Here is a 23,985-nt window from a genome sequence, read left to right as displayed (position 1 = left end):
GCCCGTGCGGCCGAGGTGGCCGCGCGGGGCGCGGCGGCGCTGGGGACCCAGCTCCTGTTCGTCCTGACCACACCCACGGCCGACCTCCTCGCCCGGCTGTCCCGCACCCGGCTGCCCACCGCGCTGGTCGAGATCGTCGCCCTCACCTACCAGATGCTCATGGTCCTGCTCGGGACCGCGCACCGGGTCGCCTCCGGACAGGCGGCCCGGCACGGGTACCGGTCCCGTCGCGCATGCCTCCGATCGGCCGGGGCCCTGGGCGGAGTCCTGTTCATCCGCTCCCTGGACCGGGCCCGGCGGCTCCAGGAGGGCCTGGCCTGCCGCGGGTACACGGGGCGGCTCACCGTCCTGGTGGACGAACGCCCGGTCCGCCCGGGGGAGTGGGCCGCAGCCGCCGCCCCGCCGCTGCTGGTCGCGGCCCTCGCCCTCATTTACACGGCCCTGCGGTGAGCCCCGGCCCACCGGGCCGCCCGACGATTCACGGAGACGCCCATGCCCTCCCGCGCCCCCGGGGCGGACCCCGAGGCCCCGCCCGTCCTGGAGGGCCGCGGCCTGCACTACGCCTACGAGGACACCGCACCCGCGGTGACCGGGGCGGACGTGCGGGTCGACCCCGGCGGCCTGCTCGCGGTGCTCGGCCCCAACGGCGGCGGCAAGACCACGCTGCTGCGGCTGCTGTCCGGCGGGCTGGTCCCCGGCCGGGGCTCGGTCCTGCTGGACGGTGCCCCGCCGCCGGGCGGCCGCCGGGGCCGCGACCTGCTGCGCCGCCGGGTGCAGATGGTCTACCAGGACCCCGACGACCAGCTGTTCTCGGCCACCGTCGGCCAGGACGTGTCCTTCGGCCCGCTCAACCTGGGCCTGCCCGCCGACCAGGTCCGCGAGCGGGTCGCATGGGCGCTGGACGCCCTCGGCGTCACCGGCCTCGCCGACCGCCCCACCCACCTGCTCTCCTACGGCCAGCGCAAACGGGTGGTGCTGGCCGGGGCGATGGCGATGCTGCCCGACGTCCTGATCCTGGACGAGCCCACGGCGGGACTGGACCCGGCCGGGGTCGCCGAACTGGTCGCCACCCTGGACGGCCTGCGGGCCCGCGGCACCGCACTGGTCGTGTCGACCCACGACCTGGACCTGGTCCACGGCTGGGCCGACCACGCTCTCGTGCTCGACCGGACGGTCCTGGCGTCGGGGCCGACCGGGCAGGTGCTCGCCGACACCGCGCTGCTGGCCCGCGCCCGGCTGCGGCCCGCCTGGGGCCCCGCCGTGGGGCGGGTGCTGCGCGCGGGCGGGCTGCTGCCCGCCGACGCCCCCGACCCCGCCTCACCCGGCGACCTGGACCGGATCCACCCCCGCTGAGGGGGCCGCGAACGCCCGCGCACGGGAAAAGTTTTTGTCGTTCATGTCGGGATTCGGCCATAGTGGCCGGGGCACCCCGCCCCTGCCCCGGCGCACCCCGCCCCCACCACGAAGGGAAACCCATGTCCACCCTCCGGGTCACCGCGGAGAGGCTCACCGTCCACCCCCACCCCAACGCCGACGCGCTCGAACTGGCCCAGGTCGGCCTGTTCCGCGCGGTCGTGGCCAAGGGCGCCTACCGCACCGGTGACTGGGCCGTCTACATCCCCGAGAACGCCCTGCTGCCCGACGCCCTCATCGACGAGCTCGGCCTCACCGGCAGGCTCGCGGGCTCCAAGCGCAACCGGGTCAAGGCCATCCGGCTGCGCGGCGAGATCTCCCAGGGCATCGTCTGCCGCCCGCGGGCGCTGGCCGACCGGGACCTGGCGGCGGCCCACGAGGAGGGCGCGGACTTCGCCGCGGAGCTCGGCGTCACCAAGTGGGTGCCCGAGATCCCCGTGCACATGAGCGGGGAGGTCGTCGCCGCCCCGGACCTGCTGCGCTGGATCGAGGTGGAGAACGCCAAGCGCTACCCGGACATCTTCACCCCCGGTGAGCCGGTGGTGGCCACGGAGAAGATCCACGGCACCGCATGCCTGTTCACCCTGGTCGTGGAGACCGGCGAGGAGTTCGTCTCCTCCAAGGGGCACGGATCGCGCAACTTCGCGCTGGCCTACGCCGAGGACAACCTGTACTGGCGCTCGGTGCGCACCCACGGGGTGCCCGAAGCGGCCCGCCGGATCGCCGAGAAGTTCGGCGCGGCCCGGGTGGGCGTGTTCGGCGAGGTGTTCGGCGCGGGCGTGCAGGACCTGGGCTACGGCGAGCACGGGCGCAGCGAGCGCCCGGGGTACGCGGTGTTCGACGTCCGCCTGGACGTCGACGGCGCCGTGTCCTGGATCGACGCCGCCGACCTGCCGGGCGTGCTCGCCGAGGTCGGCCTGCCCGCGGTGCCCGAGCTCTACAACGGCCCCTACGACGAGGCCGCGCTGTTCGAGGTCGCCCAGGGCGACGAGACCTGGAGCGGCCGCGGCGCCCACCTGCGCGAGGGTGTGGTGGTCCGACCGTCCCGCGAGCGCTACTCGCCGGTCCTCGCCGGCCGTGCGATCGCCAAGTTCGTCTCCGACGCCTACCTCACCCGCAAGGGCGGCACCGAGTACGAGTGACCACAGGGCCGCCGGGAGCCCCCGTTCCCGGCGGCCTACACTACCCACCGTGACCTACACACCCAACAGGTTCCTGAGCCGCCTCGTCGGCCACCGGCTGTACTCGGTCCAGTTCACCATGGACTACGTCCAGCTCCACTTCGACCACGAGGACACCCCCCACAGCCCGCTGCTCAACTGCGACGCCCTGCCGCACGTGCTCACGGGCGGCCGGTGGACCACCCCCGCCGACCCGGCGTGGGCCGGGGCGCTGCGCTCCCTCATCCCGCGGCAGGTGACCGCCACCCACGAGGCGACCGGGACCGGCCTGCGCCTGGACTTCGGCGACGACGCCGTCCGCCTCCACCCGTCCCCCAAAGAGCTCACGGGGCCGGAGATTGCCTATCTGTCCGGCTTCGGCGACAGGGACTGGATGGCCTGGCGTCCGGGCGAGGAATCCTTCGAGGACCTGTAGGCCCGGCCGCCGTCAGACGGGGGAGCCGTCGGCGGCGCGGGCGTAGCGCTCGGACAGGGCGCGCAGCAGCGGCACCAGTTCGGGTGGCGACTCCACCGTGAAGTCCATGCCGAGCATGCCGACGTACACGGCGACCGTGTCCAGGCTGTCGGCGCCGGTGACCAGCACCGACGTCGCCTCGTCCACCGGCTCGACCACCCCGACCGCCGGATTGACGCGCTCCAGCACCCGTTCCGCGGGCGCATCGACGCGCAAGCGCGCGTGCACCCTCCACCCCTGCGACGCGATCGTCCGCATGGCGAACGCGGTGTGGTCGCCCCCGGGCGGCGGCACCGGGTCGAAGCGGCGCCCCGTCGGCGGTCGCGGCGCCATCCAGTCGACCCGGTGGGTGGCCCATTCCCCGTCGCGCGGGTCGCGGGCGACCAGGTACCAGCGGCGCTGCCAGGCCAGCAGCCGGTACGGCTCCACCAGCCGGGGCTCGCCCCGGTAGTCGAACCGCAGCCACTCGCCGTCGCGGACGGCGCGCGCCACCGCCCGCAGCACCCCCGCGTCGACCTCCGGGTCGGGCGCGTCGGTGTCGGTGTTCTCCGGGGCGTGCTCGATCGACCCGTGCAGCGCGTCCACGGTCGGACGCAGCCGCGCCGGCAGCACCTGTTCGAGCTTGGCGAGCGCCCGCCCGCCCGACTCGGCGACCCCCGAGATGCCCGCCGCGGCGCGCAGCCCGACGGCCACCGCGACGGCCTCCTCGTCGTCGAGCAGCAGCGGGGGCATCCGGCCGCCCGGCCCGAGCCGGTACCCGCCCGTGGACCCGCGGGCCGCCTCCACCGGGTAGCCGAGTTCGCGCAGCCGGTCGACGTCCTTGCGGATGGTGCGGCCGCTGACCCCGAGCCGCTCGGCGAGTTCGCGCCCGGTCCGGTCGGGCCGTGACTGCAACAGGGACAGCAGCGCCAGGAGCCTGGCGGCGGTGTCGGACATCCGGCACCCTTTCCGAGATTTCCGTGGACCGTGGAGGCATTAGGAAGTGAATGTGCCTAATGGGAGCCTAGTGTCGGAGACATGGAGAACACCAGCGCTTCCGCCGCCGCCACCGACATCCGCCCCTTCACCGTCGCCGTCACCGACGCCGAACTCGCCGACCTGCACGAGCGGCTCGCCCGCACCCGGCTGCCCCAGCCCGCCCCGGTCGACGACTGGGAGGCCGGGACCCCCAACGCCTACCTGCGCGAGGCCATCGCCGCCTGGCGCGACTTCGACTGGCGCGCCGCCGAGGCGCGCATCAACGCCGTCCCGCACTTCACGACCGACGTCGACGGCCAGAACATCCACTTCATCCACGTCCGCTCCCCGCACACCGACGCCACGCCCCTGCTGCTCGCGCACACCTACCCCGGCTCCTCGGTCGACTACCTCGACCTCATCGACACGCTCACCGACCCGGTCGCCCACGGCGGCCGCGCCGAGGACGCCTTCCACCTGGTCATCCCGGACGTCCCCGGTTACGGCTTCTCCCAGCCGCCGGCCTCCGGCGGCTGGACCACCGCCCGCGTCGCCGCCGCCTACGACACCCTGATGCGCCGACTCGGCTACGGGAGCTACGGCGTGCACGGCTCCGACAACGGCGCGATGGTCGCCCGGGAGCTGGGGCTGTTGAACCCCGACGGGTTCCTCGGCCTGCACGTGCTCCAGCTCTTCTCGTTCCCCTCCGGCGACCCCGCCGAGTTCGAGCGCCTGGAGCCGCAGGACCACGCCGGCCTGGAGCACATGCAGTGGTTCCAGTCGGTGGGCGGCTACAACACCATGAACGCCTCCCGTCCGCAGACCGTCGCGGTCGGCCTCAGCGACTCACCGGTGGGCCTGCTCGCCTACAGCGAGCTGTTCAACTCCTTCGGCAACGGCACCTCGCTGGTGCCGCTGGAGAAGATCCTCCTGGAGGTGAGCGTGAACTGGTTCGCCAACGCGGCCTCCGGCATGGGCCGCTCCTACTTCGAGAACGCGCGCGCCCAGGACGAGCCGCGCGTGAACGCGGCGCCCACGGGAGTCGCGGTCTTCGCCGACGACTTCCAGACCATCCGGGTCTTCGCCGAGCGCGACAACTCCAACATCGTGCACTGGAACCGGTTCGACAAGGGCGGCCACTTCGCCGCCCTGGAGGTCCCCGAGGTCGTCGCCGGCGACATCCGCGCCTTCTTCACCGCGCTCCGCACGACCTGAAGGACGGCCCCGGGGCGGGCCGGCTCTCCCGCTCCGGCGCGGTCCTTGCGCCGACCGACGGACGCGATCCCGCCGTTGCGGGCTCGGCACGGTCGGCATCCGCAGGGGCCGCGCCGTGCGGTCCGGGAAACCCCTTGCCAGGGAGCCCGGGACACGGCAGTGTCCGACCGGGACGAAGAACCGTGGAAGGGGAGCATGGACGGCGGACCGGCGCGGCGGCAGCGGACACGGGTACCGGTGACGGTGCACCGGGGGCGGTCCGGCAGGGCGGTGCCGCGGGTCCTGCGACCCCGGTACCCCATGACCGGGCTGACCGTGCAGGACGGTGACCGCTTCCTGCTCGTGTGCGTGGACCGCACCGGCGCCGAACGGCTCGTCGGGCTGTGGGCACTGGCCGCGCGCTCCCCCCGGTCGATCGTCCACCTTCCGGTCCGATCCGCGCCGGTGCCCGACGCCTCGTGGGGACCCGCCTGGGACACACTGGACCTGCTGCTGGTCCACCACTCCCTGCGGTTCCCCGCCTCGGCCTGGAAGGACCTGCGCGCCGGGCTGGACACGGGACGCCCCCACACCGCCGTGCTCCCCGCCGACACGCTCCCCGAGTGGGAGGGCGGCCACGCAGACCGTTCACGGTACCGCGAGTACCGCGACCACCTGCGCTGCGCGGTCACGGCGCGCACACTCGTCCTCACCGGGAGCCCCACCGGGTTCGCCGTGACCGGCTCCGAACTCCGCCACTGCCTGCTGGACACGACGGCGGGGACCGCAGATCCCGGGGGCGCCGGTGACCTGAGGACGGGGTTCCGCCTCCCGTCCCGGGGCCGCGGCGGTGTCGAGACGGAGGTGGACTTCCTCTACCTGGGTGCCCGGTGACGGGTCCGGCGTCACCGCCGACGAGGGCGGGGCGGAGCGGCCCGTGGCGGTCGAGGCACTTCCCGGGGTCAACGGTCGGGCCGCACCCACCGGCGCAGCGCGTCGAGCGTGGTGTCCGGCGAGGTGTTGAAGCAGAACACCACCCCCGGGACGAGGGAGGTGATCAGGTTGACCACACGCTCGAACAGCAGAGTGTGCTCCGGGGCCGTGCGCAGCCCCGCGCCGATCATCACGACACGGGCGGGCCGACCGTCCAGCCCCGCTCCGTCGGCGGCCAGCACCCGGGCGGTGTAGGGGCCACTCACCCGGCGGGCCAGGGCCACCTCGCCCGCGAACCGGGCACGGAACTCCCGGTCGGCCGCGTACTCGGGCCGGATGGACTTCACCGCCGCCAGATCCGGCTCGTCCTCCGAGCCGACGGCGGGGAACACGACGCCCATGCCCCCGCACCGACGCGCCGCAGGGTGCGGTAGGGCTCGAACGCGCGCGGGTCGTCTGGGGGAAGGGGTTCCATCGGGGCGTCGTTTCCTGGGGTGGGGGAGTTTCAGGGGCCGGGGCACCGGACGGAAGCGTGGCGGACACTCCGTGCTACCGCGCACGCGCCCTCACCCGCCGTGCCCCGGTGCTCCGGTACCGCCCCGCCCCGGGGCGCCCCGGGGCGGACCCCGGGGCACCGTTCCGGGTCAGACGCCCAGGGCGTCGAACAGGTGCAGCCAGATCTCGCTGCGCGTGGGGAACGCCGGGACCGCGTGCCGCAGCCTGCGCACCGGCACCTGCCCGACGATCGCGATCGTCGCCGCCTGGAGCATGTCGGCCACGCCCGTCCCCGTGATGGTGGCGCCCACCAGCACCCCTGCGTCCTCGTCGATGACGAACCGGGCCGTGCCCCGGGTGGCGCGGGTGAACGCCCCGCCCGGGTTCCCGTCCGTCGGCACGTCCACCACGCGCACCCGCAGCCCCGCCTCCCGCGCGTCGGCCGCAGTGTGCCCCACCGAGGCCACCTGCGGCTCGGTGAAGATGACCCGCGGTGCCCCGCCGCCGTCCCCGAGGTGCTCGACCGAGATGTCCGACCCCAGGACGTCGGCGGTCGCGATCGCCGCCTGGTACTTGGCCATGTGCGTGAACCGGGCGCGCCCGTTGAGGTCGCCGATCACGTACAGCCACTCCAGCCCGGGCACCCGCATGCGCTCGTCGACCTTCACGAACCCGTCGGTCTCGACCCCGACCTCCGCCAGCCCCAGCCCGGCGCTCTGGGGGACCCGGCCCGTGGCCACCAGGACCTCGTCGGCGTGCAGTTCGGTGCCGTCGGCCAGGGCCACGGTCACCCGCCCGCCGTCGCGGCGCACGGATGCCGCCCGGGGGCCGGAGAGGACGTCCACGCCCTGCTCCGCCAGCGACGCGCCGACCTGCTCGCCGACGAAGTCCTCTTCCCGGGGCAGCAGCCCCCGGGCACTGGTCACCAGCGTCACCGCGGCGCCCAGCGACCGGTACGCCTGGCTCATCTCGGCGCCCACGACCCCGCCGCCGATCACGATCAGCGACCCCGGGACCTCCCGGGCGGTCGTGGCCTCCCGGTTGGTCCAGGGCCGGGCGTCGGCGAGCCCGTCGATCGGCGGCAGCGCCGCCCGGGTGCCCCCGGCCAGGATCACCGCGCGCCGGGCCCGCAGTACCGTGTCGCCGACCGCCACCCGCTTCTCGCCGGCCAGCCGCCCCCGGCCGCGGAACAGGGTGATCCCGCGTTCCTCCAGCCACGGCAGCTGGCCGTCGTCGTGGAGTTCACCGTCCTCGCCGCGTCCGACGAGTTCGTCGCGGCGGCGCAGCACGGCCCCGATGTCCAGCGGTCCGGTCACCGCCTCGGCGACCCCCGGCACCCGGCGCGCCTCGACCAGCAGCTCGCCCGGGCGCAGCAGCGCCTTGGAGGGAATGCAGGCGTAGTAGGAGCACTCCCCGCCGACCTTGTCGGCCTCCACGATCGCGACGCTCAGCCCGGCGTCGGCGAGTTTTCCGGCGGCGACCTCGCCACCGGGTCCGGCCCCCACCACCACCGCGTCGAATTCGATCTCGTCCATTGCCCGCCCCGTTCGTGTTCGGCGTCCTCGCGCCCGTCGGTCGCTCCACCCTCTCACCGCCGGACCGTCCCCCGGGAGGTGCTCGGCCGATTTCCGTGCCGGTGGCCGGTCCCGGTGCGGGCCCCGGGCCCGCACCGGGCGGACTCGGACGGCGTCAGCGGCCCTCGGGGGTGAGGGTCCGCGTCCAGAGGGAGTCCCCGTTGGCGTCGCGCAGGAAGACGGTGAGCTCCTTGCTCTCCCGGTCGATCTCGATCTCGCCGAAGTGCTGGTAGCCGTCCAGCGGCGAGGTGTTGGCCGCGGGCGGGGCGTTCTGGAACACCACCTCGGGCCCGAAGGTGGGGTCGAGTGCGTTGGGCCCGAACGCACCGGCGTGCAGCGGCCCGGAGACGAACTCCCAGAACGGGGTGAACTCGCGGCTGCTCGCCCGCTCGGGGGAGTAGTGGTGCGCGGCGGTGTAGTGGACGTCGGCCGTCACCCACACCACGTTCCGCGCGCCCCGGCGGTGCAGGCCGTGCAGCACCCCGTCGAGTTCGGCCTCGCGCCCGCGCGGTTCGCCGGGCAGGCCGTTGGCCACCGCCTCGATGTCGTCGCCGTCGCGCACGACCAGGCCGAGCGGCATGTCGGAGGCGATCACCTTCCAGGTCGCGGTGGACGCCGAGACCCCGTCGACCAGCCAGCGCGCCTGGGCGTCGCCGAGGATGCGCTCGAAGGCGGCGGTCCCCGCCGAGTTGGTGTCCCGGTGAGGACGCATGTCGATGACGAAGACGTCCAGGTCGGGGCCGTGGGACAGCTTGCGGTAGATCCTGCCGTCCGCCGCCTCGGCCGCAACGATGGGCATCCACTCGTGGAAGGCCCGGTGGGCCCGCCGGGCGAGGAGGTCGACATCGGTCACGGTGTAGCGGTCGTCGTCGAGGATCTCGCCCGGGTACCAGTTGTTGACGACCTCGTGGTCGTCCCACTGCACGATCTGCGGAACCCGGGCGGCGAAGCCGCGCAGCGCGTCGTCGAGCAGGTTGTAGGCGTACTGGCCGCGGAACTCGGCCAGCGTCTGCGCGACCGCCGCCTTCTCCTCGGTGACCACGTTGCGCCACGTGCGCCCGTCGGGCAGGATGACGCGCTCCTGCATCGGGCCGTCGGCGTAGACGGTGTCGCCCAAGTGGAGGAAGAAGTCCGGGTCGCGATCGGCCATGGCGGCGAAGATCGGCATACCGCCGATATCGGGGTTGATCCCCCACCCCTGGCCGGCGACGTCTCCGGAGAACACGAAGCGGATCGTGCCGTCGTCGCCTCCGGCGGTACGGAAGCCGCCTTCGAGGACTTCGCTGGAGTACCGTCCGTTCTCGGCGTGCACCCGCAGGTACACCTCCCGGCCCGGGTCGAGCCCGGTGATGCGGACCCGTCCCGTGCCGTCGCAGGCCGGGGTGAGCCGCGGCCCGCGGATCGTGCGCGCGTCGCGGAAGTCGGGCCGGGTGGCGACCTCGACGACCATCCGCGCGGGGCGGTCGGACCGTGTCCAGACCACGGCCCCGTCGGCGCGGGGGTCGCCGAGCTGGATGCCGTGCGTCAGGACCGGGCGGTTCCGGCCCTGGGCCAGGGCCGGAGCGGCCCCGCCTCCGGCCAGGAGCGCGCCCGTGGCGCCCGTGGCACCGAGGCGGAGGGCGGATCGACGGGAGAGGCGGGTGCGTGCCATGGAGGCTCCTCGTTGTGGGGGAGTGGTCACCCACGGTTTCTATCCGGACCTTCCGTCCCCTGCTTGAACGAGAGCCGACACCCGGACGAATACGAACCGGGGGACGACACGGGCAGCGGCCACCCGGGGCCGTGCGGTGGGCTCGCCCCGTCCGCCCTGCCTTCCTCGTGGGCGGGACCGAAGGCCGATCGGACCGGGGGTCCCCGGCGGGGGCGCTCTTCGGGGGCGTGGTCGACGGCCGCCCCGGCCGTGTCCTCGGCTTCGGGGCACCCGGCCCCGTTCAGCGAAGGAGTGAGAAGACGGTCGCCGCGACGGCCGCGCCGAACACCGCTCCCACGACGGTCTGCGCCGGTGTGTGGTCCCGCAGGCGGACCCGGGACCAGCCGATGACCGCGATGAGCGGCACCGTGACCGCCGTCAGCGCACCGTAGGTGAGCAGGAGGACGACGGAGACACCGCCGGCCACGGCGGTGTGGACGGAGATCTTCCACATCGCCGTGATCGCCAGCGTGACGATCAGCGCGGTCAGCATGGCGACGACGAGCGCGAACAGCTCGCGGGGCGCGTCCAGAAGCACGAGTGTCGCGGTACCGAGGGTCACGCATGCGATGACCATCAGAAGGGGAACGAACCGCTGGCGGCGCTCCCGAACGTGGCGGTCGGTCCACCAGCGGAGCCGGACACCGAGGATGATGATCGCGTAGGGGACGATGCCGCAGAACAGTGCGGAGAGCAGGCCCCAGCCCAGACCGGCGAGGCTGTGGGTGCTGTACCACCCGACCGCGAGCAGGACGGCGATCACGAGGACACCGGGCGCGAACACCTCGGTGACGACCCGGGCCGTCCGGTCCGCGGCCGCGGGTGTGCGGGCGTCGTCGAGTGCGGTCACGGCGGTTCCTCTGTTCTGTCGGTGTCATCAACGGTGGGCCGGGGCCACGGGCGGGGCAGCGCGGCCGGTCGCCGTACCGCGCAGGACCGGTGCCGGCGGGCGACACGGCGCAGTCGGTGGACCGCCTGCTCCGGGGCCCGCCGACCATGATCCCGGTCCCCGGTCCCCGGCCCCTGGTCTCCTCGGGACATCGTGGACCTTGGCGCGGCGGGTCCACCCCGCCCGCCCTGGGGTTTCCTTATGGCCGGGGCCGGTCGGCCATCGGATCAAAGGTCCTCTGGGGCGGGACGTTGGGACCAGGATGCTGCTTCCCGGAGGGCGGTCGTGACCACGGGGACGTCGATGGTGACCACGGCCATCTCCCATTCCTGTGCTCCCGCGCGGAAGTCGATGATGCGCACGTCTCCGAGTTGCCGCTCCTGGAAGGAGGACGGTTCTCGGACGGTGACCGCTTCGACCGGGGTCGGTGCCGGGACGGGCGGGGCGTCGGGGAGGAACGGGCGCCATTTGCGCCAGGTGAGCCGTTCGGTGGCCGCGAAGTGCATGACCAGGAGGCCCTGCCGGAAGAAGCGTCCCCTGCGCAGGTGGGCGACGGCCTGAAGGGGACGCCCTTGACGGAGGTCGTGCAGGTCCTGCTCGGCGATCTGCGGGTTGCCGCCCTGGACACCCCACCACCACTGCCGGGGGTCGCGGATGACGTCCGGGATGGACCTGGTGCCTGCGGTGTTGCGCGGCTTGGGGGTCATGAACCGCTTCCTGCGAGGGGTTTTGATGTCCGGGAAAGCTTACAAAACCCACGGAACAGGAGGAATGCGCACCCGGGTGCCTCGGCATACGGGTCCTGCCGGTGGGACCCGGGGGCGAAGCGTGCGCTCTGCGGTCGTGCGGGTGGGGGCGCTGTGCGACCGGACGGGCGGGCCGAGGATCTGCTCGCCAGGCCCGGTGCGCCCCGCCGCAGGTGCCCGCGCGCGTGGCCGGAGCAGGAGGTCTCCGCGGTCACCGACGGCAGTGCCCTGTTCGAAGGGCGGGTCGGGTCCGCGGAGCCGATGCGCACGGGTCCGGATGTCGCGGGGGCCGAGGGGCACGGGTTCGGCGAGGACGGCCGGGGCCGTGGATGACGGCGGGGCGGGCACGGGAGACCTTCGGGATCATTCGGCTTCGACACCGCGATGATCACGGGCCCCCGTGCCTGTCCGCGTGTACGGCCGTGATCTCCCCGGACCGGACGATCTGCACCGAGCCGGAACTTGCCCGGGCCCTGATCCGCGATGACACCCCCACCGAACTCCCCTGGCCTGCGAGCAGCACACCATGGAGCCGCCAACGGAAGCATCGGCGCCGAGGCTGAAGCGGCCCGCCCCGACGCCGCCCACGAGACCCGGACCGCGCTGGCGCGCTACCTCTCGGCGCGCCGATCCCTGCCGATGACGCCGAGGTGGGTGTGGGTGAACGGGCCGAGTTTCAGCCCGTAGCCCAGAGCGCGGTCGACGGCGACGTGGAACCCCCAGCAGGCCGCGAGCAGCACCAGCCCATCGGCGTCGATATCACCGAGCCGCAGGCCGGCCCAGCCCGTCACCAGGGCCGCGGGGGCGGTGTAGTTGTGCACCAGGTTGTAGCACCACGCCCCCACCCGTTGTCCCGCCAGGTAACCCAGTGCGGAGAGGTCGAAGGCCAGGAACGCGACCAGCAGCAGCCACCACGGCTGCCCCCACGCGATCACCGCGAGGACGATGCCGACGGCGATCAGCGCGTTCTCCGCGCGCTGCCACCCGTAGGCCTGATGATGCGATGGCTCGACGGACATGTCGGCTCCTTCTCGTTTCGTGTCCACTCGCTGTCACAGGCCGGTTCGGACGGCAGCGCGCCGGTCCCGGATGATCCGCACGACCTCGCCCAGGTGGGACTCCGGGAGGAGGTGACCACGGTCGGGGGGTGCGATACGCGCATCCGGTGCGTCACGGCGGAACGCCGTGGCACCGGCGATGTCGAAGGTCTCGTCGTTCCCCCCACACGACCAGCACGGGGACACCGGAGTCAAGCAGCCACCGGTGGACCTGTGGGTACAGGGCTCGATCGCCGGCGTGGTCGGCGAACAGGGCGAGCCGCGCCCGGTCGGCACCAGGCCGGGCCATCAGGGCGATGGGGTCAGAGCCGACCGGCCAGTAGTTGCATTTCCCAGGTGAAGGCGATGCCGCCGGCACCGCCGTGCTGCGTCAGGATCTCGGCCTGGCCCGGCACGGTCTCCTCCCGGGCCCAGTCGCGCTGCCACTCCGCGACCACGGCCAACCAGTTGAGCGGCGTCACACCGGCCCCGATCATCCGCCGCACGGCCATCTCGTGCGCCTCCACCGACACCCCGCCCGAGGCGTCGGTGACGGCGTAGACGTCGTAGTCCTCGCCCGCGGCCTGGATCGCCGGCATGGCCACACAGATCTCCGTCCACAGACCGGCCATGACCAGCTTCCTGCGGCCGGTCGCCCCGACCGCGTCGACGACCCGCTCGTCCTGCCAGGTGTTGATGAGCGTGCGGTCGATCGGCTCCTGCTCCGGGAACACGTCCTGGATCTGCTGGAGGAGGTGGCCGCCGCGGTCCGCGAGCACGGTCGTCAGGACGGTCGGGACGTCGAACAGCTTGGCGGCCTTGGCCAGGCCGACCGCGTTGTTGACGACCATGGTCGGCTCGTGGCTGTGCAGGTTCGCGACCTGGAACGGCTGGTGGTCGATCAGGAGCAGGACGCTCTCCTGCGGTGTCAACAGGGCGTCGAGTCCGTTCTTGGCCTGGGTGCTCATAAGGGGGTGCCTCTCCGAGGGGGTCATGGCGGGGGGACGGGCGGCGGGGCGGCGGTGCCCGCGTGGCGGCCCGACCCCGCCCGAGTAGATGATGCATCCACCAATGTAGTGTCGATACTTGATGTGTCAACCGAAAGGGTCGAGGAGGCTCGGATCCGACCCGCCGGGCCGCGGGCGGACCCCGCCGAAAAGTTGACCCATCATCTACAATGTGGTCGACGCGGCGATCACCGCCCGGATCCGCACCGGGTCGGGGCACACCAGGGCACGAGACCTTGCCCGCAGGACACCACCCCGCCCCGGCGGTACGACCAAGGACGTGAACACCGATGAGCGACCCGTCGCACCGGGTCGGGGTACACCAGGGCACGAGACCTTGCCCGCAGGACACCATCCCGCCCGCAGTACACGGCCCCGCCCCGGCGCGGCATGACCAAGGACGTGAGCACCGATGAGCGACCCGTCGACGACGCACTGGCCGAGCCTGCGCGTCTCGGACTGGACCCCCACCCGGGACACCCTGCACATGTGGACCCAGATCGTGGGCAAGATCCGCATGGCCCACGCCCCGCTGGTCAACCACTGGTGGCAGGTCACCCTCTACGTCAGCCCGCGCGGGCTGACGACCTCGGCCGTCCCGCACGGCACCGGGGCCTTCGAGATCGAGTTCGACTTCCTCGGCCACCGCCTCGAAGCCCGCAGCAGCGACGGCGGCGTGCAGGGCTTCCCGCTGCGGCCGATGCCGGTCGCCGAGTTCTACGCCCGGACCCTGGACGCGCTCGACCGGCTCGGGATCGGGGCGCCGATCCGGCCGCGCCCCAACGAGGTCGACCCGGCCATCCCCTTCGCCCAGGACCACGAGCACGCCTCCTACGACGGGGAGGCGGCCGCCCTGTTCTGGCGCCAGCTGTTGCAGGCGAACCGGGTGATCGGTGAGTTCCGGTCGCACTTCGTCGGCAAGGCCAGCCCGGTGCACTTCTTCTGGGGGGCGATGGACCTGGCCTGCACCCGCTTCTCCGGGCGGTCGGCGCCCCCGCACCCGGGCGGGGCGCCCAACTGCGGGGACTGGGTCATGGTCGAGGGCTACTCCCGGGAGCTGTCCAGTTGCGGGTTCTGGCCCGGCGGCGGTGAGGAGGGCGCTTTCTACTCCTACGCCTACCCCGCCCCCGCGGGGTTCGCCGACCGGCCGGTCGGCCCCGACGGCGCGTACTACAGCACCGAGTTCCAGCAGTTCCTGCTGCCCTACGAGGCCGCCCGCACCGCGCCCGATCCCGACCGCGCGGTCGCCGAGTTCCTCCGCACCACCTACGAGGCCGCGGCGGACCTGGGGCACTGGGACCGCCCCGCACTGGAGGACGACCCCCTCCGCTGGCACAGAACACCCACGACCACGGAGGGCGACGGAAGCTGACCGGGTTCCACCGGAGGCGGCCTGCGGCCGCGATCGGCGGGCAAACGCCAATGTTGATAGGTCGGTAAAAAATCCGAAGCTCACAGTCGACCGAGCCACCGGACGGTGACGATGACGGGGCAGGAGCGACCAGGCCCGGCGCCTCGTTCACCGCACCAGCCGAAGCAGCGACCACCGGAAGGCGGGTGCGATGCAGTTCGGGATCTTCACCGTCGGTGACGTGACACAGGACCCCGCCACCGGTCGGACGCCGACCGAGCACGAGCGGATCAAGGCGATGGTCGCCATCGCGTGCAAGGCCGAGGAGATCGGGCTGGACGTGTTCGCCACCGGCGAGCACCACAACCGGCCGTTCGTGCCCTCGTCCCCGACCACCGTGCTCGGCTGGATCGCGGCGCGCACCGAGCGGATCATCCTGTCCACGTCCACCACGCTGATCACCACCAACGACCCGGTGAAGATCGCGGAGGACTACGCGATGCTCCAGCACCTGGCCGACGGCCGGGTGGACCTGATGATGGGCCGCGGCAACACCGGCCCGGTCTACCCCTGGTTCGGCCAGGACATCCGGCAGGGCATCCCGCTGGCGCTGGAGGACCACGCCCTCCTGCACAGGCTCTGGCGGGAGGACGTGGTCGACTGGGAGGGCAGGTTCCGCACCCCGCTACAGGGCTTCACCTCCACCCCCCGACCGCTCGACGGCGTACCCCCGTTCGTCTGGCACGGCTCGATCCGCTCCCCGGAGATCGCCGAGCAGGCGGCCTACTACGGAGACGGCTTCTTCGCCAACAACATCTTCTGGCCCAAACGGCACTTCCAGAAACTGATCGGCCTCTACCGCAGGCGTTTCGCCCACTACGGCCACGGCACCCCGGAGGAGGCCATCGTCGGCGTCGGCGGTCACATCTTCATGCGCGCCAGGTCCCAGGACGCCGTCCAGGAGTTCCGGCCCTACTTCGACCACTCCCCGCTGATGGGCGGCGGGCCGTCGTTGGAGCAGTACATGGAGGAGACCCCGCTGGCCGTCGGCAGTCCCCGGCAGATCATCGACAAGACCCTCACTTTCCGCGAGAACTTCGGCGACTACCAGCGCCAGCTGTTCAACGTCGACGGCGCCGGGGTCCCTCTGAAGACCGTGCTGGAGCAGCTCGACATCCTCGGTGAGGAGGTCCTGCCGGAGCTGAGGAGGGAATTCGCCGGAAACCGCCCGGCCGGCGTGCCCGACGCCCCCCCACGCCTCGCCGCTCGCCGCCCGGGCCGCCTCCGCGGCGGTGACGGGCTGAGGCGCTACGGCGAACCCGCGGGACGGACACCCGTTCCGATCCGCGCCGGCCCGCCGGGTCGCGCCCGCGCCCGTATCCGTTTCCGTGCACCAGGAAGAGCACCGCAATGACCAATACAGAGACCCACCCGGACGCCTTCGTATGTAGCGAGGGCGGCCTCCCCGGCCCCTTGGCCGCGTGCGAGGGCGGCGCTCCGGTCGAGATCATCACCGCCCGCGACGTGCCCCTGGGCGGGCCGCGCGCGATGAACGTGCGCCGCACCCTGCCGCAGCGGCAGCGCTCGCTGATCGGCGCATGGTGCTTCATCGACCACTTCGGCCCGCACGAGGTGGCGGACACCGGCGGAATGGACGTGGCCCCGCACCCGCACACGGGGCTCCAGACGGTCAGCTGGCTGTTCGACGGCGTCATCGAGCACAACGACTCCGGCGGGAACGCGGGCACCATCCTGCCCGGCCAGATGAACCTGATGACGGCGGGGGCGGGTATCTGCCACTCCGAGACCTCCACCCCGGAGGCGGTCCGCATCCACGGCGTGCAGCTCTGGGTCGCCCTGCCCGACGAGGTCCGGCACAGCCCGGAACGCGGGTTCGAGTACCACGTGCCCGAGCCGGTCGAGTTCGACGCGGGCACGGCGCTCGTGTTCCTCGGCTCCCTGCTCGGTTCGCGGTCGCCGGTGCGCACGTACACGCCGCTGGTGGGGGCCGAGCTCAGGCTGAAGCCCGGCGGGGTCCTCACCCTGCCGGTCGACCCCGGGTTCGAACACGGCCTGCTGGTGGACACGGGTGAGAGCGTCACGCTCGAAGGCGTGCACGTACCCAAGGACGCCATGGGCTACACCGGGGTGGGTGCGCAGACCCTGCGGGTGGCCAACGAGGGCGACCGACCGGCCCGGCTCGTGCTCCTGGGCGGTACCCCCTTCGGCGAGGAGGTCCTCATGTGGTGGAACTTCCTGGGCCGTACGACGGAGGAGATCACGCGCTACCGGGAGGAATGGCAGAACCACGGCGAGCGGTTCGGGGAGGTGGAGGGCTACGTGGGGCACGGCGGCCCGGGCCGCAACCGCGAGGGGATGTCGAGGATCCCCGCCCCGGAGCTGCCCCCGGTCCGGATGCGCCCCAGGAAGAACCCGCCGCCCCACGCACGGTTCAACGGCTGACCGGCACCGCGCACACGAGCCCCGCCAGGAGCCGGGGACGGCCGCGTCCAACGCACCCACCGGAGACCGGGCCGAACACCGTGCCCGCAGACAAGCGAGAAGAGGTGTCCGACATGACCGAACAGCGAACGGACAAGAAGGGTGCTCCCGTGTCCATCGCACTCGACCAGGACCGTGCCATCAACGCCTACACCGTGAGCGTGGACGGGGGGACCATCGCCGGACGCGCGGACTTCGTCGACCCGCCGCAGGCGGCCGACGAGCGCGTCTTCTTCCACACCGAGGTCGCACCGGAGTTCGGCGGCCGGGGCCTGGCCGGACTGCTCGTCCGCGAGGCACTGGCCGACAGCATCCGCAGGAACCTCACCGTCGTGCCCGTGTGCCCGCTGTTCGCCGCGCACCTGAAGAAGCACGGCGACGAGTACGAGGCCGAGGGCGGGAGGTTCCGTCGGCCGCGCCCGGCCGACCTCGCGCTGGTCAAGGAGACGGTCCAGAACACGGGTGGCGCGTGAACGCCGAACGCCCCTTCATCGACAAGGAGCACCCCAAGGTCTACGGGGCGATGCTCAAGGCGGCCGCGGCCTCCCGGACCGCGTCGCACGAGGCCGGTCTGGGCGACGACCTCATCGAGATGGTCAACATCCGGGTGTCCCAGATCAACGGTTGCTCGACCTGCCTGAGCATCCACTTCCCCAAGGCCCGCAGGGCCGGGGTGGAGCAGAGCACCCTGGACGTGCTGCCCGCGTGGCGCGAGACGAAGCTGTTCACGGATCAGCAGCGGGCCGCGCTCGAACTGGCGGAGTCCCTGACCGTGATCGACCCGGCCCTCGACCGGCAGGCCGTCAACGCCCGCGCGGCCGCCCATCTGACCACCGCCCAGATCTCCGCGGTGGAGTGGACGACCACCCTGATCAACGCGTTCAACCGCATCTCGATCGCCAGCGGACATCCGGTGATCCGGTAGGAGCGGGCGGGACGGGCGGGAGTAGGTGGGAGAGTTCGGTGGTTCCTACTGTCGTGGCGGTCCGCGGCGCGGACGGCCCGCCACGGCGGTAGGACGGCCGCACCGCACGAACGGGGTCTGGAACTGATGCGTGTCTCCCTGCTCGACCGCTCACGGACCCGCGAGGGCGAGTCCGACGCGGAGTCGATCGCGACGACCGTCGAGCGGGCGGTACGCGCGGACGAACTGGGCTTCCACCGGTTCTGGACCGCCGAGCACCACGCGGTCCCGGGCATCGCCGGCGCCGCCCCCACCGTGCTGCTCGCGGCGATCGGCGCACGCACGCGCCGTGTCCGCCTGGGCACCGGCGGGGTCATGGTGCCCAACCACAACCCGCTGGTGATCGCCGAGCAGGCGTTGCTGCTGGAGGCGCTCTACCCGGGCAGGATCGACCTGGGGCTGGGCGGTTCCCTGGGCTTCACCGCTCCGATCCGGCGCGCGCTCGGGCGGACCGCGCTGCACGAGGACGACTATCCGATCGAGGTCGAGCGGGTCCGGGAGTATCTGGAAGGCCGGGCCGAGATCACCGCCAGACCCGACGTCGAGCCTCCGCCGGTTTTCCTGCTGGCCGTCCGGGGCGGCCTGGCCCTGGCCGCGGAACTCGGCCTGCCGGCGGTGGTCGGCGGGCCGACCGTGTACGACGAACAGCGCCTGGCCGCGTACTTCCGCGACTTCCGCCCGAACGCGACCGCGTCAGAGCCCTATCTGGTGCTGAACGTGGACGTCTCCGTCGCGGACACCGAGGAGCGGGCCCGCGAGCTGCTGCTGCCCGACGCCTGGGCATACGCGGAATCTCGGGAGGTCGGCGAATTCCGCGCGCAGCGCCCGGTCGGGGAGGTACGCCGGCTACTCGACGGCACCACCCGGGAGAGAAGGCTGAAGGCGGTGGACGACCGGGTGGCCGGTGCGCTCTTCGGCACCCCGGAGCAGGTGGAGGCCTCGCTCACCGGGCTCGTCGAGCGCACCGGTGCCTCGGAGGTCCTCGCGAACGTCAGCACCTACGACCGCGACGAGGTCCGCAGGACGGACGAGTTCCTCGCGTCGCTCCAGACCCCTGAGCGGATCGCGGTCGGGCCGTACGTGCGCCCCGACACCGGCGGGGCGCACGTACCGCGGTGACCCCTCATCAGGGGACCGGGCCGTCGAACCCCATCCAGAAGTCGACCGCCTCCGGGCGCGGGCGGGGCGCCACCGCACTGCCGCCGTCGAACTCCATGACCTGTTCGGGCTCCTGGGCCACCGTGGGCCAGGCGGGCAGGCCGGGCCCGTTGGGGTCGCCGGTGCGCGCGAAGTTGACCCAGTAGGCGCTCATCTGGTCGCGGAGCCGGTAGTCGGTCTCGGTGTAGTCGGCGTCGCCGTCGGCGCCGAGGTTGTCGAAGGCGTAGGGCACCTCCGCTCCGTGGTAGGCGCCGTACTTCTCCAGACCCTCTTCCGGTGGGACGTGGGAGAAGAAGTAGAGGAAGGCGTCCGACGCGCCGGACCGTGTCTGTAGCCGGGCCCAGCGGTGCATCGCCCGGGTCATGACCTTGTCCGTCCGGGCCTGTAGGAGCGAGTCGAGGACCTGCTCCTCGGTCTCTCCGGGGTAGAGCTCCAGGAACCGTTCCGCGTCCTCGCCGTGCTCCTCCTGAACCGAGGCACGGTACTCGTCGACGCCGGTGTCGGGTGGCAGGGCCAGGGCCAGGGAGGACTCGTCCGCGTTGCTGCCGACCAGGACCGGCACGTCCAGCTGGTCTCCTGAGGCGTAGACGTCCGCGGGTGTGGTGCGGAGCACGTGGCCGTCGATGAAGGGCCGCCAGTGGCCGCCCAGTGATTCCGCGGCGTCCAGGACCCGGTTCAGGGGCATCGCCCGCATCTCTTCCAGGGTGGCTCCGCCCAGTTCCTCGCTCAGGCGGAGTCCGGCGTCCGTGGCCGCCGCGCGGGTGTCGAACTGGTCGCCGTCCCCGGTGTCCCCGGCGGTGCCCATGCAGGCTCCGCTACCTCCGATGACGCCGTCCACGAGGTCCTCGGCCAGCGGGGTCGCGCCGAGGAGGCACACGCTCTCGCCGCCGGCCGACTCTCCGGCCACGGTCACCCGGTCGGGGTCGCCGCCGAAGGCCGCGATGTTGTCGCGGATCCATTCCAGGGCGGCGATCTGGTCCTGGATCCCGTAGTTGCCCGAGGCCTCGCCCCCGGATTCCTCGGCGAGGTCGGGATGGGCGAGGAAGCCCAGGACGCCCAGCCGGTAGTTGAGGGTCACGGTGATCACCTCGCCCCGGGAGGCCAGGGCGGCACCGTCGTAGAGCGGCAGCGCGCCGGAGCCGGTCATGAAACCCCCGCCGGGGATGTAGACGAGGACGGGCAGCGGTTCCGTGCCGCGCTCGGCCGCCCGCCAGATGTTGAGGGTGAGGCTGTCCTCGCCGACCGGATACGGGTTGAGGAGGGTGCCCTCCAGCGGGACGTCGATGACCTGCGCGAGCGCCCGGGTGGTGAAGGCGGACTCGCTCTGGACGGGGACGTCGGAGAAGCGGTCGGCTTCGAACACCTCGGTACGCGGCAGCGGAGGCCGGGGCGCCCGCCAGCGCAGTTCTCCCACCGGCGGCCGGGCATAGGGGATGCCTGCGAAGGTCTCGACCGTGCCCGGGTCGTCGAGGACCCCCCGGACCGGCCCCTCCCGCGTCTCGACGAGTTCGGTCGGGGTGCGGTCCCGGCCTCCCGCGAGGCGGTTCTGCGGTGCCGGGTAGGCGGCCACCGCCGTGGCGCTCACGAGTACGCCCGCGAGCAGCCACGCCCCGGCGCGCAGCAGCCGGGGGCCACGCAGCCACCAGCGGGCCGTCGCGACCAGGGCCGCGAGCAGCACGGCGATCAGTACCCACCCCCACCAGGGGCTCTGGTTGAGCCACAGGAGCACACCGGCGACCACCGCGAGGGCGGGCAGCGGCAGCCAGCGCCGCAGGGGCCGGAGCCCGCACAGGACACCGGCCGGTCGTGGCTTCAGCTCGTCGGTTCCCATCTCTCTCTTTCCGTTTCCTGAGCCGGGACCCGACCGGCGCGCCCGGCGTCCCGATCACGGACCACACCCGTCGGTGGACCCGGAGCGCGAAGGCCGGGTAGAGCGCCGAGCCGCCGATACCGCCTGCGGCGATCGCGGGACACGTGGGCTCGGAAAGGTCCCGCTCGGTGAAGTAGACGGGCATGAGGGTGGTCTGCGAAACGCTCAGGACGGCGATGAACACCCCGGTGACCGGGGTCGAACCGAGGACCGGCCGGTTGCGGAACAGGAACCGCCGTCCGTCGTTCGGCCCGGGGCCGAGCCGCCGGTTGCGGGCACCGTCGTCACCAGGGCCGTCTCCGTTCAGTCGCTGACGTTGCTGCGGGACCGGTACAGCAGGTCCTGGTACTCCGGGTGGCGGGATATCCAGCCCGCGAAGAAGGGGCAGGTCGGGAGGACCCCCAGGCCGGCGGAGCGGGCCTCGTCCAAAGCCGTGCGCACCAGTGCCGACCCGACCCCCCGGCCCTCGTACTCCGGCGACACCTCGGTGTGCACGAACGCGATGAGCTCGTCCGTGCGGATGTACTGCGCCAGACCGGCCACGCCGGTCGCTCCGTCGACGCGGGCCTCGTAGCGCTTCGCCTCGGGCGCGTCACTCACTTCAACGGACATGTCTTCTCCTTCTGACATCTTCGGATGCAGGCGTACACTCGTTCAACTTATATGATAAGTCAACTACTTTGCCGGTGTGGGACCCCTGCCGGCCGGTGCCGCGCAGGTGCGCGTTACCACGCGGCCGGTGGCAGCGGTCCGCGCGGATCGGACGAGTCGTCCGTGCGCACGGGACCCGTGCCGTGCAGTCCGGCGGAAGGGTCTGCGCCGGACCGCACGGATCCGGATGCGCCGAGGACGACCCGCAGGTCCTCGGCGGCCGGCCGACCGCCGGGGCGTGTTCGGCGGATGCCTTCGTTCGGTTCGGCGCTCGCGCCGAAGGACACGAGCGGTCGCCGGGCGATCTCCCGCACGACGACGAGCGCAGGTGCCCCCACCGTGCATTGCCTCGCAGGCTCGGCGGTGTCGCACGGCGGGGGCCCGCCCGGGGCCGGCCGTCCGAGCGAAGGCGGCGCCGCGAGAGCCGCCCCGGCGGTTCCGCGGAGGCACCGCGCCGAAGGCGTCCGTCGAGGGTGGCGGTGGGTGACGGACGGGAGGAATGATCCGTCGCGCCCTAGCGGAGGAAGTCCAGGAGGGCGGTGTTGACCTCCTCGGCGTGCGTCCACAGCAGCCCGTGCGGGGCGTTGTCGACCTCCACGTACCGCGCCTGGGGCAGGAGCTTGTGGAACCGGCGGGCCGTGGTGTCGATGGGCAGGATGTTGTCCGCGGTGCCGTGCAGGATCAGGGTCGGCTTGCCGCTGGCGCGGACCGCCTCGACGTCGGCGCGGAAGTCCTCGATCCAGGCGGGGACGACCGCGTAGGCCGCCACCGGGGCGCTGGAGACCGCCACGTTCCAGCTGTTGGTGACCGCCTCCTGGCTGATCCTGGTGCCCAGGGTGTCGTCGAGGTTGTAGAAGTCGGCGAAGAACTGCGTGTACCAGGCGTAGCGGTCCCCCCTGGCCGCGGCCTCGATACCGTCGAAGACGTCCTGCGGCACACCTTCGGGGTTGTCGTCCCGGGCGACCAGGAAGGGCTCCAGCGAAGCGAGGAAGGCGAGCTTGGCGACCCGCTCGTGGCCGTACAGGGACACGTAGCGGGCGAGCTCGCCGGTACCCATCGAGAACCCGACCAGGACCACGTCGCGCAGGTCGAGGGTGGTGAGCACGGTGTCCAGGTCGGCGGCGAAGGTGTCGTAGTCGTACCCGGAGCCGACCTTGGACGACCTGCCGAACCCGCGGCGGTCGTAGGTGATGACGCGGTATCCGGCCGCGAGCAGCTCCCGCGTCTGGCGCTCCCAGCTGTGCCCGTTCAGCGGGTACCCGTGGATGAGCACGACGGGCCGGCCCTCGCCCTGGTCCTCGTAGTAGATCTCGATCGGGGAGCCGTTCTCGTTTCCGACGGTGACGTAACCCATGATCTGCCTTCTCTCGGTTCTCGGATCGTGCGGCGACAGGGCGTGTTCGCACCGAAGCCGTGTTCTTGTCGTTCACCGCGGCCCATGAGGGGCCCTGTTCCCGGAACCGGGCCGAGCGGGACCGCGCTTCGGGTCGGCACGGCCTGACGCGCCGTCCCGCCCGCCGATTCACACCATGGGGTTCCCACCGGCCGTGGATTCGGGGAGTGCGAGGTCCTGGACGACGTCCCAGTGCTCGACGATGCGGCCGTCCTCCAGCCGGAAGACGTCCACGATCACCACCGGTCCAGGCCCCCAGCCGTGGACCAGGCTGTGGGTGAAGACGAGGTCTCCCTGGGCCGCGGTGCGCTGCGGCTCCCAGGAGAACCCCTCCAGGCCGGGCACCACGGCGCGCAGCGTGTCGAGGCCGTCGGGCATCTGGGGACTGTGCTGCACGTACGGCTCGGCCCAGTACCGGTCCAGCGCGGTGAGGTCCTTCTCGATGAAGAGCTCCCGCATCGCGGTGAGCACGATCTCGGTGTTGCGCTCGGCCGGCCCGGTTCCGGTGGCGGTGTCGCGGGTCATG

The 23,985-nt window shown here is 72.7% G+C and carries 24 protein-coding genes; 12 read left to right on the top strand and 12 right to left on the bottom strand.

The features are described from left to right. From QJS33_RS11410 to QJS33_RS11395, 4 genes are all read left to right on the top strand, one after another. Positions 1–450: CbiQ family ECF transporter T component (locus QJS33_RS11410; RefSeq protein WP_306367890.1), on the top strand; the 450-nt coding region annotated here is incomplete at its 5' end. Positions 451–492: 42 nt separating this feature from the next. Beyond that, positions 493–1,353, top strand: a complete 861-nt coding sequence (locus QJS33_RS11405; protein ID WP_306367889.1) for an energy-coupling factor ABC transporter ATP-binding protein — start codon at positions 493–495, stop codon at positions 1,351–1,353. A gap of 122 nt (positions 1,354–1,475) precedes the next feature. Next, the gene (locus QJS33_RS11400) at positions 1,476–2,555 is read left to right on the top strand and encodes an RNA ligase (ATP) (RefSeq protein ID WP_306367888.1); all 1,080 of its coding nucleotides are present in this window, start codon (positions 1,476–1,478) and stop codon (positions 2,553–2,555) included. Between the two features lie 49 nt (positions 2,556–2,604). Next, complete coding sequence (locus QJS33_RS11395; protein ID WP_306367887.1) at positions 2,605–3,009, top strand: hypothetical protein; 405 nt, start codon at positions 2,605–2,607, stop codon at positions 3,007–3,009. A gap of 12 nt (positions 3,010–3,021) precedes the next feature. Here QJS33_RS11395 and QJS33_RS11390 read toward each other — a convergent pair whose 3' ends face one another. After that, the gene (locus QJS33_RS11390) at positions 3,022–3,984 is read right to left on the bottom strand and encodes a YafY family protein (protein ID WP_306367886.1); all 963 of its coding nucleotides are present in this window, start codon (positions 3,982–3,984) and stop codon (positions 3,022–3,024) included. 81 nt (positions 3,985–4,065) lie between these two features. Here QJS33_RS11390 and QJS33_RS11385 point away from each other — a divergent pair, with 81 nt between their 5' ends. Both QJS33_RS11385 and QJS33_RS11380 read left to right on the top strand, forming a co-directional pair. Beyond that, positions 4,066–5,220 carry an epoxide hydrolase family protein gene (locus QJS33_RS11385; protein WP_306367885.1) on the top strand — a complete coding sequence of 385 codons (1,155 nt, stop codon included), beginning with the start codon at positions 4,066–4,068 and terminating at the stop codon, positions 5,218–5,220. Positions 5,221–5,520: 300 nt separating this feature from the next. After that, positions 5,521–6,093, top strand: coding sequence for a hypothetical protein (locus QJS33_RS11380; RefSeq protein WP_306367884.1), 573 nt, complete (start codon positions 5,521–5,523; stop codon positions 6,091–6,093). 68 nt (positions 6,094–6,161) lie between these two features. On the opposite strand, the gene QJS33_RS11375 is transcribed toward QJS33_RS11380, so the two are convergent. From QJS33_RS11375 to QJS33_RS11345, 7 genes are all read right to left on the bottom strand, one after another. Next, complete coding sequence (locus tag QJS33_RS11375; RefSeq protein ID WP_306367883.1) at positions 6,162–6,533, bottom strand: hypothetical protein; 372 nt, start codon at positions 6,531–6,533, stop codon at positions 6,162–6,164. A gap of 243 nt (positions 6,534–6,776) precedes the next feature. Then, the gene (locus QJS33_RS11370; protein WP_306367882.1) at positions 6,777–8,162 is read right to left on the bottom strand and encodes an NAD(P)/FAD-dependent oxidoreductase; all 1,386 of its coding nucleotides are present in this window, start codon (positions 8,160–8,162) and stop codon (positions 6,777–6,779) included. Positions 8,163–8,316: 154 nt separating this feature from the next. After that, positions 8,317–9,852, bottom strand: coding sequence for an alkaline phosphatase (locus QJS33_RS11365; protein ID WP_306367881.1), 1,536 nt, complete (start codon positions 9,850–9,852; stop codon positions 8,317–8,319). Positions 9,853–10,132: 280 nt separating this feature from the next. After that, entirely contained in the window at positions 10,133–10,741 is a 609-nt protein-coding gene (locus QJS33_RS11360) for a phosphatase PAP2 family protein (RefSeq protein WP_306367880.1), read from the bottom strand. A gap of 266 nt (positions 10,742–11,007) precedes the next feature. Next, complete coding sequence (locus QJS33_RS11355) at positions 11,008–11,487, bottom strand: hypothetical protein (RefSeq protein ID WP_306367879.1); 480 nt, start codon at positions 11,485–11,487, stop codon at positions 11,008–11,010. 650 nt (positions 11,488–12,137) lie between these two features. Continuing rightward, positions 12,138–12,545: a DUF4260 domain-containing protein gene (locus QJS33_RS11350; RefSeq protein WP_306367878.1), complete on the bottom strand. Its 408-nt coding sequence runs from the start codon at positions 12,543–12,545 to the stop codon at positions 12,138–12,140. A gap of 341 nt (positions 12,546–12,886) precedes the next feature. Beyond that, the gene (locus QJS33_RS11345; RefSeq protein WP_306367877.1) at positions 12,887–13,531 is read right to left on the bottom strand and encodes a hydrolase; all 645 of its coding nucleotides are present in this window, start codon (positions 13,529–13,531) and stop codon (positions 12,887–12,889) included. A 451-nt stretch (positions 13,532–13,982) separates the two neighbouring features. On the opposite strand from QJS33_RS11345, the gene QJS33_RS11340 reads away from it, so the two are divergent. The 6 genes from QJS33_RS11340 to QJS33_RS11315 all read left to right on the top strand — a co-directional run bounded on the left by QJS33_RS11340 (position 13,983) and on the right by QJS33_RS11315 (position 19,506). Further along, positions 13,983–14,942, top strand: a complete 960-nt coding sequence (locus tag QJS33_RS11340) for a DUF5996 family protein (RefSeq protein WP_306367876.1) — start codon at positions 13,983–13,985, stop codon at positions 14,940–14,942. 190 nt (positions 14,943–15,132) lie between these two features. Then, positions 15,133–16,335 carry a CE1758 family FMN-dependent luciferase-like monooxygenase gene (locus tag QJS33_RS11335; RefSeq protein WP_306367875.1) on the top strand — a complete coding sequence of 401 codons (1,203 nt, stop codon included), beginning with the start codon at positions 15,133–15,135 and terminating at the stop codon, positions 16,333–16,335. Next, positions 16,332–17,384 carry a pirin family protein gene (locus QJS33_RS11330; RefSeq protein ID WP_306367874.1) on the top strand — a complete coding sequence of 351 codons (1,053 nt, stop codon included), beginning with the start codon at positions 16,332–16,334 and terminating at the stop codon, positions 17,382–17,384. Before QJS33_RS11335 ends, QJS33_RS11330 begins: the two co-directional genes overlap by 4 nt. 113 nt (positions 17,385–17,497) lie before the next feature. Then, positions 17,498–17,896 carry a GNAT family N-acetyltransferase gene (locus QJS33_RS11325; RefSeq protein ID WP_306367873.1) on the top strand — a complete coding sequence of 133 codons (399 nt, stop codon included), beginning with the start codon at positions 17,498–17,500 and terminating at the stop codon, positions 17,894–17,896. Continuing rightward, complete coding sequence (locus QJS33_RS11320; protein ID WP_306367872.1) at positions 17,893–18,348, top strand: carboxymuconolactone decarboxylase family protein; 456 nt, start codon at positions 17,893–17,895, stop codon at positions 18,346–18,348. Before QJS33_RS11325 ends, QJS33_RS11320 begins: the two co-directional genes overlap by 4 nt. Positions 18,349–18,474: 126 nt before the next feature. Next, positions 18,475–19,506 (top strand): MsnO8 family LLM class oxidoreductase, encoded by a 1,032-nt coding sequence (locus tag QJS33_RS11315; RefSeq protein WP_306367871.1) that lies wholly within the window; start codon positions 18,475–18,477, stop codon positions 19,504–19,506. A 7-nt stretch (positions 19,507–19,513) separates the two neighbouring features. Here QJS33_RS11315 and QJS33_RS11310 read toward each other — a convergent pair whose 3' ends face one another. The 4 genes from QJS33_RS11310 to QJS33_RS11295 form a co-directional block, all read right to left on the bottom strand. Continuing rightward, entirely contained in the window at positions 19,514–21,376 is a 1,863-nt protein-coding gene (locus QJS33_RS11310; RefSeq protein ID WP_306367870.1) for a carboxylesterase family protein, read from the bottom strand. A gap of 342 nt (positions 21,377–21,718) precedes the next feature. Next, positions 21,719–22,027, bottom strand: coding sequence for a GNAT family N-acetyltransferase (locus QJS33_RS11305; protein WP_306367869.1), 309 nt, complete (start codon positions 22,025–22,027; stop codon positions 21,719–21,721). A gap of 553 nt (positions 22,028–22,580) precedes the next feature. Next, on the bottom strand, positions 22,581–23,420 hold the full coding sequence (locus QJS33_RS11300) for an alpha/beta fold hydrolase (protein WP_306367868.1): 840 nt from the start codon (positions 23,418–23,420) through the stop codon (positions 22,581–22,583). A gap of 168 nt (positions 23,421–23,588) precedes the next feature. Continuing rightward, complete coding sequence (locus QJS33_RS11295) at positions 23,589–23,984, bottom strand: nuclear transport factor 2 family protein (RefSeq protein WP_306367867.1); 396 nt, start codon at positions 23,982–23,984, stop codon at positions 23,589–23,591. Between the last annotated feature and the right edge of the window lies 1 nt (position 23,985).

This window comes from Nocardiopsis sp. CC223A (assembly GCF_030766825.1).
Lineage (GTDB): Bacteria > Actinomycetota > Actinomycetes > Streptosporangiales > Streptosporangiaceae > Nocardiopsis.
The sequence above is the reverse complement of the archived record's forward strand: the minus strand, read 5'-3'. Positions and strand labels throughout refer to the sequence as shown.

What these genes read in the sequence shown, in the direction of transcription:
- QJS33_RS11405 (WP_306367889.1), top strand. Translation starts at nt 493, where the DNA reads ATGCCCTCCCGCGCCCCCGGGGCGGACCCCGAGGCCCCGCCCGTCCTG.
- QJS33_RS11400 (WP_306367888.1), top strand. Translation starts at nt 1,476, where the DNA reads ATGTCCACCCTCCGGGTCACCGCGGAGAGGCTCACCGTCCACCCCCAC.
- QJS33_RS11390 (WP_306367886.1), bottom strand. Translation starts at nt 3,984, where the DNA reads ATGTCCGACACCGCCGCCAGGCTCCTGGCGCTGCTGTCCCTGTTGCAG.
- QJS33_RS11385 (WP_306367885.1), top strand. Translation starts at nt 4,066, where the DNA reads ATGGAGAACACCAGCGCTTCCGCCGCCGCCACCGACATCCGCCCCTTC.
- QJS33_RS11380 (WP_306367884.1), top strand. Translation starts at nt 5,521, where the DNA reads ATGACCGGGCTGACCGTGCAGGACGGTGACCGCTTCCTGCTCGTGTGC.
- QJS33_RS11375 (WP_306367883.1), bottom strand. Translation starts at nt 6,533, where the DNA reads ATGGGCGTCGTGTTCCCCGCCGTCGGCTCGGAGGACGAGCCGGATCTG.
- QJS33_RS11370 (WP_306367882.1), bottom strand. Translation starts at nt 8,162, where the DNA reads ATGGACGAGATCGAATTCGACGCGGTGGTGGTGGGGGCCGGACCCGGT.
- QJS33_RS11365 (WP_306367881.1), bottom strand. Translation starts at nt 9,852, where the DNA reads ATGGCACGCACCCGCCTCTCCCGTCGATCCGCCCTCCGCCTCGGTGCC.
- QJS33_RS11355 (WP_306367879.1), bottom strand. Translation starts at nt 11,487, where the DNA reads ATGACCCCCAAGCCGCGCAACACCGCAGGCACCAGGTCCATCCCGGAC.
- QJS33_RS11350 (WP_306367878.1), bottom strand. Translation starts at nt 12,545, where the DNA reads ATGTCCGTCGAGCCATCGCATCATCAGGCCTACGGGTGGCAGCGCGCG.
- QJS33_RS11345 (WP_306367877.1), bottom strand. Translation starts at nt 13,531, where the DNA reads ATGAGCACCCAGGCCAAGAACGGACTCGACGCCCTGTTGACACCGCAG.
- QJS33_RS11340 (WP_306367876.1), top strand. Translation starts at nt 13,983, where the DNA reads ATGAGCGACCCGTCGACGACGCACTGGCCGAGCCTGCGCGTCTCGGAC.
- QJS33_RS11335 (WP_306367875.1), top strand. Translation starts at nt 15,133, where the DNA reads ATGCAGTTCGGGATCTTCACCGTCGGTGACGTGACACAGGACCCCGCC.
- QJS33_RS11330 (WP_306367874.1), top strand. Translation starts at nt 16,332, where the DNA reads ATGACCAATACAGAGACCCACCCGGACGCCTTCGTATGTAGCGAGGGC.
- QJS33_RS11325 (WP_306367873.1), top strand. Translation starts at nt 17,498, where the DNA reads ATGACCGAACAGCGAACGGACAAGAAGGGTGCTCCCGTGTCCATCGCA.
- QJS33_RS11315 (WP_306367871.1), top strand. Translation starts at nt 18,475, where the DNA reads ATGCGTGTCTCCCTGCTCGACCGCTCACGGACCCGCGAGGGCGAGTCC.
- QJS33_RS11310 (WP_306367870.1), bottom strand. Translation starts at nt 21,376, where the DNA reads ATGGGAACCGACGAGCTGAAGCCACGACCGGCCGGTGTCCTGTGCGGG.
- QJS33_RS11305 (WP_306367869.1), bottom strand. Translation starts at nt 22,027, where the DNA reads ATGTCCGTTGAAGTGAGTGACGCGCCCGAGGCGAAGCGCTACGAGGCC.
- QJS33_RS11300 (WP_306367868.1), bottom strand. Translation starts at nt 23,420, where the DNA reads ATGGGTTACGTCACCGTCGGAAACGAGAACGGCTCCCCGATCGAGATC.
- QJS33_RS11295 (WP_306367867.1), bottom strand. Translation starts at nt 23,984, where the DNA reads ATGACCCGCGACACCGCCACCGGAACCGGGCCGGCCGAGCGCAACACC.